The following is a 13,102-nucleotide window of genomic DNA, read 5'->3' as shown; positions in this document are numbered from 1 at the left end:
AGAGACGTGTTTGATTTGGTGATTTTCGATTGTGATGGTGTGCTTGTCGACAGCGAGGTGGTGTCGAACCAGGTGATGGTCGACAATCTGGCCCGCTACGGTGTGCAAATGACGCTGAAAGATTGCATGAGCCAGTTCGTCGGCACCACGATGACCGGCGGCATGCAGATGGCCCGCGACATGGGTGCGGATTTGCCCGACGACTGGATCGATGAAATCTATGCCGAGACTTACGCCGCGCTGGAGGGCGGCGTGCCTTTGGTGCGGGGTATTCCCGACGTGCTCGCACATCTGGACGCGAGTGGCATCCCGTATTGCGTCGCTTCAAACGGAAGTCGCGAGAAAATGCGGATCACTCTGGGCCAGAATGGCCTGTGGGAACGGTTCGAGACCGTCATGTTCTCGGCGCATGAGTTCGGTGTCGGCAAGCCTGAACCCGATCTGTTCCTGGCAGCCGCGCAGCATTTTGGGGCCAAGTCACCAGCCGTGATCGAAGACAGTCCAAGCGGCTCTCTTGCGGCGCAACGGGCAAGCATGCGGTGCTTTGGGTATGCCGAGCATGATGACGGTGCCCGATTGGCAGACCATGGCGCGCAGGTGTTCCACCACATGGCTGAATTGCCCGCGCTTTTGGAGCTGTGAGGCAATCGTGTTACCGTGCTCTACATGGATCGCACGATGACACAGGGCCTATGGGGGCCGTTTGAGCGTACAAAAGAAGCGACGGGACCGGAGCCCAAGCCGCGCCGGTCATCCGTGTTCATCCATGATGCAGTGACACCCGTCGGGGATACGACCTTGTTGCTGGCGCTTTGGCAGCACCAGCAGGCCAAGGAGGACGATCAGTAAGTCGGGTGGAACTTGTCGCCCGGCGACAGGGTAAAGATCTCGACGCCGTCTGCGGTCACACCCACCGAATGTTCGAACTGTGCTGACAGCGATTTGTCGCGGGTCACGGCGGTCCAGTCATCGGCCAACGTTTTGGTTTCGGGGCGGCCCAGGTTCACCATCGGTTCGATGGTGAAGAACATCCCCTCTTCCAGAACAGCGCCGGTGCCTGGGCGACCATAGTGCAGGACATTGGGCGGGGCGTGGAACACCTGACCCAGACCGTGGCCGCAGAAATCGCGGACAACGCTCATCCGGTGTGCTTCGACATAGGCCTGAATGGCGTGGCCGATGTCTCCAAAGGTGTTGCCCGGTTTCACCATCTCGATGCCCTTGAACAGCGCATCATGAGTCACCTGAATCAGACGCTCGGCCTTGCGGGGCAGTTTGCCGGCCACATACATCCGCGAGGTGTCGCCGAACCAGCCGTCGACAATGACGGTAACGTCGATGTTCAGGATATCGCCATCCTTGAGCCGCTTGTCACCGGGGATGCCGTGGCAGACCACATGGTTCACACTGATGCAGCTAGCGTGCTGATAGCCCTTGTACCCGATGGTGGCCGAGGTCGCGCCCGCGTCCTCAACCATCTGGGTGATCATGCCGTCGATGGCACCCGTAGTCTGGCCCGGGAACACATGCTGTGCGATGTCGTCCAGAATCTGCGCCGCAAGCGCCCCTGCGGCGTGCATGCCGGCAAAGTCACCTTCTTCGTAAATGCGGATGCCGTCCTTGGTCAGGCGGCCACGATGTTCTTTCATCAACGCGGGGCTCCATTCGTTGCGCGCTTGGCCCTTATTTAGTCTGCTTAAGGGAAAAGGGCCAGAGGGCGTTCAGTTGCTGGCCTTTGGCCCATACTCGATTGAGACGCAAGGTCCTTTGCTGTTTGCCGGGACATATCGGTTTCGTGATTTGATAATCCTTTGGGCTTGGCCGAGCGTTCGGCCCAACCAAGAACCTCAACAGAACAGGACAATCAGATGATCGGTTATGTCACCGTCGGCGTGTCGGATATGGACCGCGCCAAGAGCTTTTACACGGATCTTTTTGCGGACAAGGGTGCAAAGGTCATGATCGACGCAGGTCGTATCGCATTTATCGGGGTGGATCCCACGCAGCCTATGGTCGCCGTATGTACGCCCTATGACGGCGAGGACTGCCACCGCGGCAACGGTGGCATGATTGCCTTTGCCGCTGACAGCAAGGACGCGGCCAAAGCGCTTTATGATCGTGCGATCAGCCTGGGTGCCACTTGCGAAGGCGAGCCGGGTCAGCGGATCCCTGACCGTTTTTATGGCGCTTATGTACGCGATCCCGACGGTAATAAGCTTTGCTTCTACGTCTTCGGCTAAATCGTTAAGGTCAGCCTCGGGCTGGCCTTTTCTCCTCGGGTCAGGTCAGCGGTTTTTCGAACCGCCAGATGTTCAGCGGATAGGTCCCATCGCCCGCTTCAAAGCGCAAAGTTTCGGTGCGCGTGTTCACCCAGCCACGCTTTTCATAGAATCGCGCTGCTCGGTCATTGCCGACGGCACAGGCCAACCAGGCGATCGTGTGGCCGCCCGCTTGAATGCGCTGCTCCCCATCTTTGATCAGGTCGGCTGCCAACCCTGTGCCGCGTGCCTGGGCCGAGACATACATCTGATTGATCTCGTCCTTCAGAACCACGCACAAACCCAGGATCTGGCCATCGTGAATCGCGATGCAGGTCGTTGCTGCGTATTTCTTCAGCCGTGTTGCGAAGCTGTCCAGAGTGCGCAGCTCGGTCAGATCGTTAGGGACAATGGCAGCATGCGCTTCGTGCCAGCCAGCGTGCCACATCTCGGCCGCTTGTGGAATCAGGTCAGTGCTAAGCTCGGTAATCTCAATACTCATAACAGTTACTCAGGTTGCAAAATTCGGGACGTGTCGACGGTGACACCGGTGGGAGAGATCTGCGTCGCATAGACCAGCCGTTCGACACCGTTTTGATGCGCGGCATCAAACGCCGCTGCATAGGCCGGGTCAATGTCTGCGGCCAGGGCAAAGCGGTCACAATCGGTCCGTTGCACCAGATAGAGCATGATGGCGCGGTGACCTTGCTTGACCATCGAAGCCAGTTCATTCAGGTGCTTGGTACCGCGTGCCGTCACGCTGTCGGGAAACTCGGCCAAACCAGGTCGGCGTGACAGGGTCACGCTTTTGACTTCGACATAGGCATCCGGCAATCCGGGGCCCGAGAGAAGAAAGTCGATCCGGCTTTTCTCGCCATACTTCACCTCGGCCCTGACGGTGTCATAGACGGCAAGTTCGGGGATCTCTCGCGCTTCAAGCGTCGCGCGCAAGGCCCGGTTGGGAACCGAAGTGTCGACACCGGTGAAATGTCCGTTCTCGTGATCGACCAGCCGCCAGCCGAATTTCAGCTTTTTCTTGGGGTCATCGTTGGGTTCCAGCCAGATTTTCGATCCCGGTTCAGCCAACCCCATCATCGAACCGGGGTTGGCGCAGTGCGCCGTTACTTCGCGCCCGTCCTCTAGCATGCAATCGGCCAGAAAGCGTTTGTAGCGGCGGATCAGGCGGGCGGGGATCAAGGGCGTGGGGAAGTTCATGCCCCTTGCCTAGCGCAGCCCTGCCCGTGGGAAAAGAGGGATCAGGCCACGCCGGCCATCACTCCCCCGTCCACGTCCCAAATCGCACCCGTCACCCATGTCGCTCGGTCCGACAGAAGATGCACGACCGTCTCGGCCACATCCTGCGCCTGACCGACCCGGCCAATGGGGTGGAAGGTGTCGAAGCCGTCGGTCAGGGTCGCCTCGATCTCGTCGGGATTGATGAAGGCGCCATAGATGGGCGTGACGACGACCGCGGGCGAAACTGCGTTGACCCGGATGTTGCGCGGGGCGAGTTCCATCGCGAGGTGCTGGGTCAGCGAGTGCAGCCCGGCCTTGGCCATGGAGTAAGCGGATGAAGGCGTCGCCTTGATCGCCTGTTTCGCCCACATCGACCCGATGTTCACAATCGCGCCGCTGCCGTGCTTGACCATGTTGCGGGCGACGGCCTGCGTCGCAAAGAAGGTCGCGCGGTTCAGATCCATGTAGCTGTCATAGTCCTGCGCGTCATGGTCCAGGAACGGTTTGGGGGCAAAGGTTCCGGCGGCGTTGACCAGACCGGTGATGTGCCGGGGATCGGCGTCGATAGACTGGATCAAGCGGCTCACATGTGCCGCGTCGCGAAGATCCGCCTGCAGTGTATCGACCGCCTCGCCCAAGTCGGCTTGCGCGGCTTGCAACTTGTCCTTGGACGAGCCGACGAGCGTCACATGCTGTCCGGCATCGACGAGAATGCGCGCTGAGGCGAGGCCCATACCGCTCGATCCGCCGATGATGAATGTCGTTATCTGTGTCATGAAGTGATTCCCTATCTACTGATAGGTAGGTAGATTGTAGATTGCGTTTCCAATTTCAACCCCTATCTACTGATAGGTAGAAAATTTGGTGAAACCACATGGCACAACCCGATACTGTTACCCGCATTCTGGACATTGCCGAGCGCATGGCGCGGCAGGGCGGTTACAACTCGTTCAGCTTCCGCGACATCGCGGGTGAGATCGGGATCAAGGCTGCAAGCGTGCACTACCACTTTGCCAACAAAGAGGCGCTTGGGGCCGCGATTGCCGACCGCTACACAGAGAATTTCCTAGCTGCTTTAGGAGAGCCGGTGGAAGCGGCTCCGGACGAAATGATCCAACGCTACGTGGCGGCCTATCGCAGTGCGCTGCTGGACGACGGGCTGATGTGTCTGTGCGGTATGTTCGGCGCAGAAATCAGTGATCTCCCTGCTCCGGTCGCCGCTAAAACCCGCTCGTTTTTCGAACGCAATATGGACTGGCTGAGCAATGTTTATGTCGCCAAAGGCCTCGAAGCGGGCAACGCGCGCGTCAAGGCGGGCGCTTTGATCGCACAGCTTGAGGGCGCGATGATCCTGGCCCGCAGCCTGGATGACATGGCGCTTTTTGACCGGATATCTGCGACACCTGCGCCTTAGACGCTTTCTGCCCTTGCGGGGCAGGGCAGGACAGATATCTTGCAAGCGCGTTTCACAGGAGGCCGACCCATGTCGAACCCAAAGGCTGCCATGCTTGTCATCGGGGATGAGATCCTTTCGGGGCGGACCCGTGATGCCAACATGTTTCACCTAGCAGGGGAGCTGACGAAACACGGCATCGACCTGTCTGAGGTGCGGATCGTCAGTGACGATGAAACAGCCATTGAGCAGGCGGTCAAAGCACTTTCGGCGGCCAATGACCATGTGTTCACCAGCGGTGGCATCGGTCCCACGCACGACGATATCACCGCCGACTGCATCGCGCGCGCCTTTGGCAAGCACATCGACGTACGCCCTGACGCCCGCGCCCTGCTTGAGGCGCATTATGAGGCAACAGGGCTGGAGCTGAACGAGGCCCGCCTGCGCATGGCGCGCATCCCGGACGACGCCATTCTGATCGAAAATCCGGTCTCGACCGCACCCGGATTTACGCTGGAGAACGTCCATGTAATGGCCGGCGTCCCCAGCGTGTTCCGCGCCATGGTCGCCAGCGTCCTGCCCACATTGACCGGTGGTGCGCCGCTTCTGTCGCAAACCCTGCGAGTCAATCGCGGCGAAGGTGACATCGCCTCGACCCTTTCGACGTTGGCCGAGGATTTCGCGGATCTGTCGATTGGCTGTTACCCGTTTCAAAAGGACGGCGTGTTTGGCGCCAATGTGGTGGTGCGGGGCACTGACGGGGCGCGTATCGACGCCGCCGTCACCCGTCTGGCGCGGGAGTTGGAGCTATGACCACGAACTGGTTTGATGTCATCGACCAGACCTGGCCCGCTGCAGCACGGCATGCCGTTGGTCCTTTTGTCTTGCGAGAGGGGCAGGGCGGTGGCAGCCGCGTGTCTGCAGCCACGGCAGATATTCCCGTGACCGAAGCTGAGATTGAATCAGTCGAGGCCGCAATGCGCGATTTGGGGCAAAAACAGATATTCATGATCCGCCCCGGTGATGAGGCATTGGACGCACAATTGGATGCGCGCGGGTATCAGGTTGTCGATGCGGTCACGATATATGCCTGTCCGGTGGCGCAGCTGACTGATCTGGCTATCCCGCGTGTCACCGTATTTACCATCTGGGGGCCATTGGCGATCATGCGCGAGATCTGGGCCGAAGGTGGCATTGGTCCTGCACGGCTGGCTGTGATGGATCGTGCCACAGGGCCCAAGACCGGCATCCTGATGCGTTTCAATGACAAACCCGGTGGGGCCGCCTATGCCGCCATTCATGACGGCGTTGCCATGGTTCACGCCGTCGAAGTCGTCCCGTTCCAGCGCAAGCAGGGCTTGGGAAAATGGGCCATGCGCGGCGCGGCGTTTTGGGCATTGGAAAACGGTGCCGACACTTTGAGTGTGATGTGCACCGATGCGAACGAAGGCGCCAACGCGCTTTACCGCTCGCTGGGAATGCAGCCGGTCAGTAAGTATCATTACCGCCATCTTGTCTAGGGGAGAGAGACAGACGTGACCAACGAAACCCAACCCACCGCCTTGGACCTGCCCATGGTCGATCCGCTGCCTGAAGAGACGCAGCGCTACTTCGATATCTGCGTCGAAAAGCTGGGCATGGTGCCCAACGTGCTCAAGGCCAACGCTTTTGACATCGACAAGCTGAACGCGTTTACGAACATGTACAACGACCTGATGCTGGCCCCCAGCGGGCTGAGCAAGCTGGAGCGCGAGATGGTCGCCGTCGTGGTCTCGTCGATCAACAAGTGCTTCTATTGCTTGGTGGCGCATGGTGCGGCTGTGCGGCAATTGTCGGGCGATCCCAAACTGGGTGAGATGTTGGTGATGAACTATCGCGTCGCACCCTTGGATGCGCGCCAACGCGCGATGTTGGATTTTGCAGAGAAGGTCACCAAGGAGAGCGCCACCGTGGAAGAGGCTGACCGCCAAACCCTGCGAGACGTGGGATTGAGCGATCGCGACATCTGGGACCTGGCCAACGTAATCGGCTTCTTCAACATGTCCAACCGCGTGGCCAGCGCAACCGCCATGGTGCCCAACGACGAGTATCACAGCCAGTTCCGATGATCAGAACGCTTGCCTTCTGCGCCGCACTTGCGGCTGTGCCTGCCGCGGCGCAGGAGCTGGCTTTGCCATCCGAGGCCCGGCAGTTGACCAACAGGGTCAACCCGTTGGACAGCTATGACCTGCCGATTGCGATTTGGGATGGATCAAGGGTGCCCACACGCGAGGTGCAGGGCAGGGTCGTCAAACAGACCTGGCGTATCTCGGTTGGATCCAAGACGACCCTGCAGGTGTTTGCCTCCTTGCGGGACCAAATCGAGGCGCAAGGCTATGACGTGCTGTTGGATTGCCCTGGCGAGACTTGCGGCGGTTTCGATTTCCGGTTCGGGACCGAAGTGGTGCCATCGCCGGACATGTACGTGTCGATCCGCGACTACCGGTTTTTGTCTGCCATCCGTGGCGACGATGTACTCAGCCTGTTGGTCAGTCGCAATCCGCCGGATGCCTACGTGCAGATCATCACAGTCACACCACCGAACGCTGCTCCAATGGAGGTCGCCCCAGAAGGTGAACCTGTATCAGTCGAGGCATCAGGATCTGTAAGTGGGCTTGATGTGGCTGGACATGTGGTTCTGGGTGATTTGGAGTTTGAAACTGGCGCAGATGCTCTGGGGACAGGCCCATTCGACTCGCTTTCGGCCTTGGCCGAATGGCTGAACCAGGAAGCCACGCGCCGCGTGGCTCTGGTTGGGCATACGGACAACATCGGGGTGCTGGAAAGCAATATCTCTTTGGGGCAACGTCGGGCCGAGGCGGTCAAGGCCCGGCTGGTTGAAGAATTTGGAGTGACCCCGGATCAATTGGAAACCGCAGGCGCCGGATACTTGGCCCCTGTCGCTTCGAACGCAACGCCCCAGGGCCGCGAGGCCAACCGCCGCGTCGAAGCTGTTGTACTGCCAGCGCGGTAAAGCCAAAAATTTCTAGTTGGCATGATTGATAGGGTTGGGGCGGTTTCGTCGGCAACCGGATGTTTATGGAACTCAAAACGGAGCAGGATTTTGACCCCTCAACGGCTCAGAGAACTTTATGGTGATGCATCCCCGCACGCTGCGGCAAAGGTCATCTCACATTTCGACCACCATTGCCGCACGTTCCTGGAGCATGCTTCGTTCCTGATCTTGGCGACCTCGGATGGGACGAATCTTGACGTCTCGCCAAAGGGTGACCCGGCTGGATTTGTCCAAGTCGAGACGGACAAAACGCTTCTGATCCCGGATCGCCCTGGCAACAACCGTATCGATGGCCTCATGAACATCCTTGCTCATCCCAAAGTGGCACTGCTGTTCATGATCCCATCGGTGTCCGAGACGCTGCGTGTGAATGGCACGGCAGAAATTCATGAAGATCTCGAGTTGTGTGATCAGTTTCAGGTGAAGGGTCGAAGCCCCAAGACGGTTCTTCGCGTCAAAGCTGACGAGATCTTCCTGCACTGTGGCAAGGCACCGCTGCGCTCGGGGTTGTGGAAGCCGGACGCTTGGCCTGCAGAGCGACCTGTCGCAACGCTCTATGAAATGGTGCGGGACCACTCGGAATTGGAGGTTGCGTCAACGGATCAATCCTACACCGAACAGCGCTATCAAGAGACGTTGTACTGAGAGTAATCAAGGAAAAGCCCCGTACACCAGAGGTGCACGGGGTTCAGTTGGTCTGCCAAGGGAAGCAAGATTGGGGTTACCAGTCCATTGGGCCCTTTTCGGAAAAGGCGTGGACTAGGAAATCAATGAAAGCGCGGACTTTGGGCTGAGTGAAACGTCCAGGCGGGTAGACAGCATAGATGCCTTGGGTCTCGTCCGGTAGGGACGGCATGGCATCCTCGACCAGGCCCTGTTCCAGCGCATCAGCATAGAGGTAGCTGGGCAGATAGGCGATTCCCAGACCCGAGATTGCCGCGTTGAGCAGCGACTGCCCGTCATTGACGCTCAGCCAGCCGGCGGTGCGCACCTGACGTTTTTCACCCGAAGGGGCAGTCAGTTTCCAGACGTTGCCACTGGACTGGTTGGAATAATGCAGCAGCTTGTGTTCGTTCAAATCGTCGATCTTTTGCGGGCGGCCGTATTTTTCGAAGTATTCGGGGCTCGCGATCATGCGTTTGGTGGTCTCGGTCAATTTGCGGGCACGCAGGGTGCTGTCTTCAAGCTCGCCAATGCGCAAAGCCATGTCGAAACCTTCGGAAATCAGCTCGACGTAGCGGTTGTTGAGCACCATGTTCACCGTGATGTCGGGGAAATCCGACAAGAAGTCCGACAGGACGGGTGACAGGTGATTGACGCCGAAGTCGGTGGCCACGCTGATCCGCAACAGGCCCGAGGGCGCAGATTGCATCGAGGTGACAAGCGCATCCGCTTCGCCAGCATCGTTCAGAACACGGCGGGCTCGGTCGTAATAGGCCAGACCGATCTCGGTCGGGCTGACACGGCGCGTGGTGCGGTTCAAAAGGCGCGCTCCCAAGCGGGCCTCCAGGCTAGAGACGTGCTTGGAGACGGCCGATTTTGAGATGCCCATTTTCTTGGCGGCATCAGTAAAGCCACCTTGGTCCACCACATTGGCAAAGGCTTCCATTTCGGTCAGTCGATCCATGCTCGGTTCCTCAGCTTATTCAGCGTTTCGAGGATTGGTTATGCTGGTCAATCTGGGCGAGAACGGGGCAGAGGTGGGATAATATCAGGGTTTTGTCGCGGATCGTTTGCGACATGGAAACGAAGAAACAATCGTTTCCAACAGTGTTTCATCACCGTCTGCGTGACCTGCGGTCTTACGTGCTGCCGGGCCCAACGGGAGGAGAGGCTCCGCTGAGGAACCTTGACGACGGGCGGGAGTGTTTGTTTTGCGTACAGGGAAATTCTGCTCAAACAGGAAACCATTGCTCGAACATTTCCTGACCCAACGCAGAAAATTGCACGTGCCGAGAGCCAATCCCGCGGGTGATCCAATCCCGGTCTTCCATATGCGCAAACATCGCACGCCCCAGCCGGCCTGCAAGATGGGTTTCCCGTGCGCTCCAGTCCAGACAGCCAAGACACAGCGGCGCCTTGCTGCGGGTGGGGGCTGATAGATCGATACCAAAGCTGGAGATGAAGCCGTGACCGCGGTCGGTCAATGTCACATGGTCACCGGCTTCGCTCAGTAGCTCGCGCTGAATCATAGAGCGGTACATCTGCACCCCTCGTGTTCCGGCCAGATGATTGTAGCACACGCGGGCCTCACGCAATTTGGCATCCTTGGGGCCGGTCCGTGTTCGCAAGTGCCCATGACCCGCAGCCAACCCCATCAGGCTTTCCAACGTAGCGGCGACGTCGGGTCCCGAGAGCGAATAGTACCGATGGCGTCCTTGTCCGCGCAAGCGCAACAGACCGCCATCCAAAAGCCGTTTGAGGTGCGAGCTGGCAGTTTGCGCCGTGACACCGGCTTCGGACGCGAGCTCGGTCGCGGTGAGCGCCTTGCCAGCCATCAGGGCTGTCAGAATGTTGGCGCGCGCCGGATCGCCGATCAAGGCGGCCACGCGTGCGATATCCGGTCCATTTTTCATCCTTCGATCATAGTCGAAGCATTGGCGTAGCGAAAGTGATTAGACCAACGCTACTGACACAGGAGATCCACATGCTGACATGTTTCATTCGCTACCACATCGACCCGACAAAGACCGAGCAGTTCGCTGAATATGCACGCAACTGGGGGCAGGCCATTCCCAGATGCGGCGCAGATCTGATTGGCTATTTCGCTCCGCACGAGGGGTCATCCACCTTGGCTTACGGGGTCTACAACATCCCCAACCTGGCCGAGTACGAGGCTTATCGATTGCGCTTGGCGGCGGATCCTTTGGGTCAGGAGAACTGTGAATTTGCGCAACGGGAGAAGTTCCTACTGCGCGAGGATCGCACCTGGGTGAAATGTGTTTCCACGCCACATGGCAAAAAACACGCCTTGGAATGAAACGGGGCAGCGGCGATTGACACGGCCAAATTCGAAAACCAGGCCCGCTGTGCTATCGTTCGTACATGTCGAAAGACATTTTGGAGGAGAGAGATAGATGAAACACCTTGCTGCCGTTCTGGCACTGACCTTGCTCGCTGCGCCTGCTTGGGCTGGCGGGGAAACGCCGTCCAGCCCCGACGCACGTGTCTACTTTGCCAACTTAACCGATGGGGACACCGTTTCCTCGCCCGTGACGGTTGTCTTTGGCCTCAGCGGTATGGGCGTGGCACCTTCGGGTACAGAGAAGGAAAACACGGGCCATCACCACCTGCTCATCGACCGCCCGCCATTGGGTGAGGGCGAGGATGGTGCAGATGAATTGTCAAACGGTATTCCGGCAGACGACAACCATCTGCACTTCGGCGGCGGCCAAACCGAAGTGACCCTCGACCTGTCGCCGGGACAACATACGCTGCAATTGGTGTTGGGTGACTATGGACATGTGCCCCATTCCACGCCGGTAGTGTCCGACGTGATCTCCATCACGGTTGAGTAAGGTGCGCCATACGACCTAGTGCCAAAGGTCCGGTAGGGTGGCTTTTTTACAATCCATGAAGTCCCTCAGGCTTTCGTCAATGGCTGCATCTAGCGGAGGGGCTTCGTACCGCTGCAGGTCTTCTTTCCACTTTCGATTGGCGCGCCGCACCGAATCTGCGCTGCCCCGTTCTGACCACGTTTCGAACGATTGGGTGTCGGACAGCTCGGCGTCATAGAACGCGGTTTCATAGTTGCGCATGGTGTGGCCACAGCCGAAGAAGTGACCGCCGGGGCCGACCTCGGCAAAGGCGTCCATGGCAAAGGCTTCGTCGTCCAGTGACAGGCCGCCCAGGAACCTATGCATGGCGCCCAAATAATCCGCGTCCATGGCCAGTTTCTCATAGGACATGGTCAGTGCGCCCTCCAACCAACCCGCCGATTGCAGCACAAAGTTGGCCCCGCTCAGGACAGCAGCGTGCAGGGCGGTGACGCTTTCCATCATGGCCTGTCCGTCCGGCACCTTGGAACTGGTGAAGGCCCCCGAGCAGCGGATGGGTAGTCCGACCCGGCGCGCCAGTTGCCCGGCGACGTAAGAGGCGAGAGCGGATTCCGGTGTGCCGAACGAGGGCGAGCCGGATTTGAGATCTACTGTGGTCACGAAGTTGCCAAAGACCACTGGTGCGCCGGGGCGGACCAATTGTGCCAACGCACATCCCACCAGAACCTCGGAATAGGCTTGGGTGACGGCGGCGATCATTGACACCGGAGCGGTCGCGCCACCCAGGACAAAGGGGACGATGACGGGACATTGGTTGGCGGCGGCATAGGTGCGGATGGCCCCGGACATGGCATAGTCAAAAACCAGCGGCGAGTTCATGTTGATGTTGGCCATGATCACGCAGTTTTGGTCAACAAAATCCGCCCCAAATGCAAGGCGGGCCATTTCGATGCTGTCTTCGGCCCGTTCCGGGGCCGTGACCGAACCCATGAAGGGCTTGTCGCTCCATTTCAGGTGGGCATAGACCATGTCCAGATGGCGCTTATTCACCGGCAGGTCGGTGGGCTCGCAGGTGGTACCGCCCGAATGATGCAGCCAGGGCGACATGTAGACGAGCTTGGTTAGGTTTTCGAAATCGCGAATTGTTCCATACCGCCGACCGCCATCCAGATCGCTGACAAAGGGCATGCCATAGCCGGGCCCAAAGACAACATTCTTGCCGCCCAGATCGATTGTACGCTCGGGGTTGCGGGCGTGCTGGCGAAAAGTCTTGGGTGCGGTTTCCAGCGCCTTCCGAAGTAACCGCGGCGGGAACCGGACCCGGTCGCCTTGGACCTCGGCGCCTGCCTCGTGAAACAGGCTGAGGGCTTCGGGGTCTTCGACAAAGCGGACACCGATCTGTTGGAGCAATTGCTCCGATCGCGCCTCGATCTGCTCCAGGCCTTCGGTGCTGATCAAGTCATAGGTGGGGATGTTTCGGCGCGCGCTGGTAATGATCTGCGGTGAAATTGCACCAGCGGGTCTATGAGCGCGGCGGCGACGGACTGGACGTGTCATGATCCCTCTCTCGGCGGTTGGTTTGAAAACCGTGAGTGGGATATGGGGAGCGATTCTGTCCCGGAAACGACAAAGCGTCGGTCCCGGGGCAGGTGTCACAGGGTTG

At 59.1% G+C, this 13,102-nt stretch carries 18 protein-coding genes; 11 read left to right on the top strand and 7 right to left on the bottom strand.

The annotated features are described in order from the left end of the window. Positions 1–6: 6 nt before the first annotated feature. Together TRM7615_RS19440 and TRM7615_RS19435 are read left to right on the top strand one after the other, a co-directional pair. Positions 7–642, top strand: coding sequence for an HAD family hydrolase (locus tag TRM7615_RS19440; protein ID WP_108790816.1), 636 nt, complete (start codon positions 7–9; stop codon positions 640–642). 36 nt (positions 643–678) lie between these two features. Next, positions 679–849 (top strand): hypothetical protein, encoded by a 171-nt coding sequence (locus tag TRM7615_RS19435; protein ID WP_165821481.1) that lies wholly within the window; start codon positions 679–681, stop codon positions 847–849. On the opposite strand, the gene map is transcribed toward TRM7615_RS19435, so the two are convergent. Beyond that, the gene (map, locus tag TRM7615_RS19430; protein WP_108790812.1) at positions 843–1,649 is read right to left on the bottom strand and encodes a type I methionyl aminopeptidase; all 807 of its coding nucleotides are present in this window, start codon (positions 1,647–1,649) and stop codon (positions 843–845) included. The two genes, TRM7615_RS19435 and map, sit on opposite strands and share 7 nt — an antisense overlap. 219 nt (positions 1,650–1,868) lie before the next feature. On the opposite strand from map, the gene TRM7615_RS19425 reads away from it, so the two are divergent. Further along, positions 1,869–2,240 carry a VOC family protein gene (locus TRM7615_RS19425; RefSeq protein WP_108790810.1) on the top strand — a complete coding sequence of 124 codons (372 nt, stop codon included), beginning with the start codon at positions 1,869–1,871 and terminating at the stop codon, positions 2,238–2,240. Between the two features lie 40 nt (positions 2,241–2,280). Here the strand turns inward: TRM7615_RS19425 and TRM7615_RS19420 are convergent, their stop codons facing one another. Genes TRM7615_RS19420 through TRM7615_RS19410 form a run of 3 tightly spaced genes read right to left on the bottom strand, consistent with a single transcriptional unit; the run spans position 2,281 to position 4,270 of the window. Next, positions 2,281–2,760 carry a GNAT family N-acetyltransferase gene (locus TRM7615_RS19420; protein WP_108790808.1) on the bottom strand — a complete coding sequence of 160 codons (480 nt, stop codon included), beginning with the start codon at positions 2,758–2,760 and terminating at the stop codon, positions 2,281–2,283. Positions 2,761–2,765: 5 nt separating this feature from the next. Further along, positions 2,766–3,473 carry a DNA/RNA nuclease SfsA gene (gene sfsA / locus TRM7615_RS19415; protein WP_108790806.1) on the bottom strand — a complete coding sequence of 236 codons (708 nt, stop codon included), beginning with the start codon at positions 3,471–3,473 and terminating at the stop codon, positions 2,766–2,768. A 41-nt stretch (positions 3,474–3,514) separates the two neighbouring features. Then, the gene (locus TRM7615_RS19410) at positions 3,515–4,270 is read right to left on the bottom strand and encodes an SDR family NAD(P)-dependent oxidoreductase (RefSeq protein WP_108790804.1); all 756 of its coding nucleotides are present in this window, start codon (positions 4,268–4,270) and stop codon (positions 3,515–3,517) included. Positions 4,271–4,368: 98 nt separating this feature from the next. On the opposite strand from TRM7615_RS19410, the gene TRM7615_RS19405 reads away from it, so the two are divergent. From TRM7615_RS19405 to TRM7615_RS19380, 6 genes are all read left to right on the top strand, one after another. Continuing rightward, positions 4,369–4,908 carry a TetR/AcrR family transcriptional regulator gene (locus tag TRM7615_RS19405; protein ID WP_108790802.1) on the top strand — a complete coding sequence of 180 codons (540 nt, stop codon included), beginning with the start codon at positions 4,369–4,371 and terminating at the stop codon, positions 4,906–4,908. Positions 4,909–4,977: 69 nt separating this feature from the next. Beyond that, positions 4,978–5,700, top strand: coding sequence for a competence/damage-inducible protein A (locus tag TRM7615_RS19400; RefSeq protein ID WP_108790800.1), 723 nt, complete (start codon positions 4,978–4,980; stop codon positions 5,698–5,700). Further along, on the top strand, positions 5,697–6,407 hold the full coding sequence (locus tag TRM7615_RS19395) for a GNAT family N-acetyltransferase (RefSeq protein ID WP_108790798.1): 711 nt from the start codon (positions 5,697–5,699) through the stop codon (positions 6,405–6,407). Before TRM7615_RS19400 ends, TRM7615_RS19395 begins: the two co-directional genes overlap by 4 nt. Positions 6,408–6,422: 15 nt before the next feature. Continuing rightward, positions 6,423–6,995, top strand: coding sequence for a peroxidase-related enzyme (locus TRM7615_RS19390; RefSeq protein ID WP_108790796.1), 573 nt, complete (start codon positions 6,423–6,425; stop codon positions 6,993–6,995). Next, positions 6,992–7,900 carry an OmpA family protein gene (locus TRM7615_RS19385; protein WP_108790794.1) on the top strand — a complete coding sequence of 303 codons (909 nt, stop codon included), beginning with the start codon at positions 6,992–6,994 and terminating at the stop codon, positions 7,898–7,900. The genes TRM7615_RS19390 and TRM7615_RS19385 overlap by 4 nt, the downstream gene beginning before the upstream one ends. A 90-nt stretch (positions 7,901–7,990) precedes the next feature. Then, positions 7,991–8,587 carry a pyridoxamine 5'-phosphate oxidase family protein gene (locus TRM7615_RS19380; protein WP_108790792.1) on the top strand — a complete coding sequence of 199 codons (597 nt, stop codon included), beginning with the start codon at positions 7,991–7,993 and terminating at the stop codon, positions 8,585–8,587. A 76-nt stretch (positions 8,588–8,663) separates the two neighbouring features. Here the strand turns inward: TRM7615_RS19380 and TRM7615_RS19375 are convergent, their stop codons facing one another. Both TRM7615_RS19375 and TRM7615_RS19370 read right to left on the bottom strand, forming a co-directional pair. Next, the gene (locus tag TRM7615_RS19375; protein ID WP_108790790.1) at positions 8,664–9,569 is read right to left on the bottom strand and encodes a LysR family transcriptional regulator; all 906 of its coding nucleotides are present in this window, start codon (positions 9,567–9,569) and stop codon (positions 8,664–8,666) included. A gap of 268 nt (positions 9,570–9,837) precedes the next feature. Further along, positions 9,838–10,518: an ArsR/SmtB family transcription factor gene (locus TRM7615_RS19370; protein ID WP_108790788.1), complete on the bottom strand. Its 681-nt coding sequence runs from the start codon at positions 10,516–10,518 to the stop codon at positions 9,838–9,840. A 71-nt stretch (positions 10,519–10,589) separates the two neighbouring features. Between TRM7615_RS19370 and TRM7615_RS19365 the strand changes: the two genes are divergently transcribed. Beyond that, positions 10,590–10,922 carry an NIPSNAP family protein gene (locus TRM7615_RS19365; RefSeq protein WP_108790786.1) on the top strand — a complete coding sequence of 111 codons (333 nt, stop codon included), beginning with the start codon at positions 10,590–10,592 and terminating at the stop codon, positions 10,920–10,922. 97 nt (positions 10,923–11,019) lie between these two features. After that, positions 11,020–11,460: a DUF4399 domain-containing protein gene (locus TRM7615_RS19360; protein WP_108790784.1), complete on the top strand. Its 441-nt coding sequence runs from the start codon at positions 11,020–11,022 to the stop codon at positions 11,458–11,460. Positions 11,461–11,475: 15 nt separating this feature from the next. Here the strand turns inward: TRM7615_RS19360 and TRM7615_RS19355 are convergent, their stop codons facing one another. Continuing rightward, positions 11,476–12,996 (bottom strand): trimethylamine methyltransferase family protein, encoded by a 1,521-nt coding sequence (locus TRM7615_RS19355; protein WP_108790782.1) that lies wholly within the window; start codon positions 12,994–12,996, stop codon positions 11,476–11,478. Between the last annotated feature and the right edge of the window lie 106 nt (positions 12,997–13,102).

This window comes from Falsiruegeria mediterranea M17 (assembly GCF_900302455.1).
Classification (GTDB): Bacteria; Pseudomonadota; Alphaproteobacteria; order Rhodobacterales; family Rhodobacteraceae; genus Falsiruegeria; species Falsiruegeria mediterranea.
The sequence above is the reverse complement of the archived record's forward strand: the minus strand, read 5'-3'. Positions and strand labels throughout refer to the sequence as shown.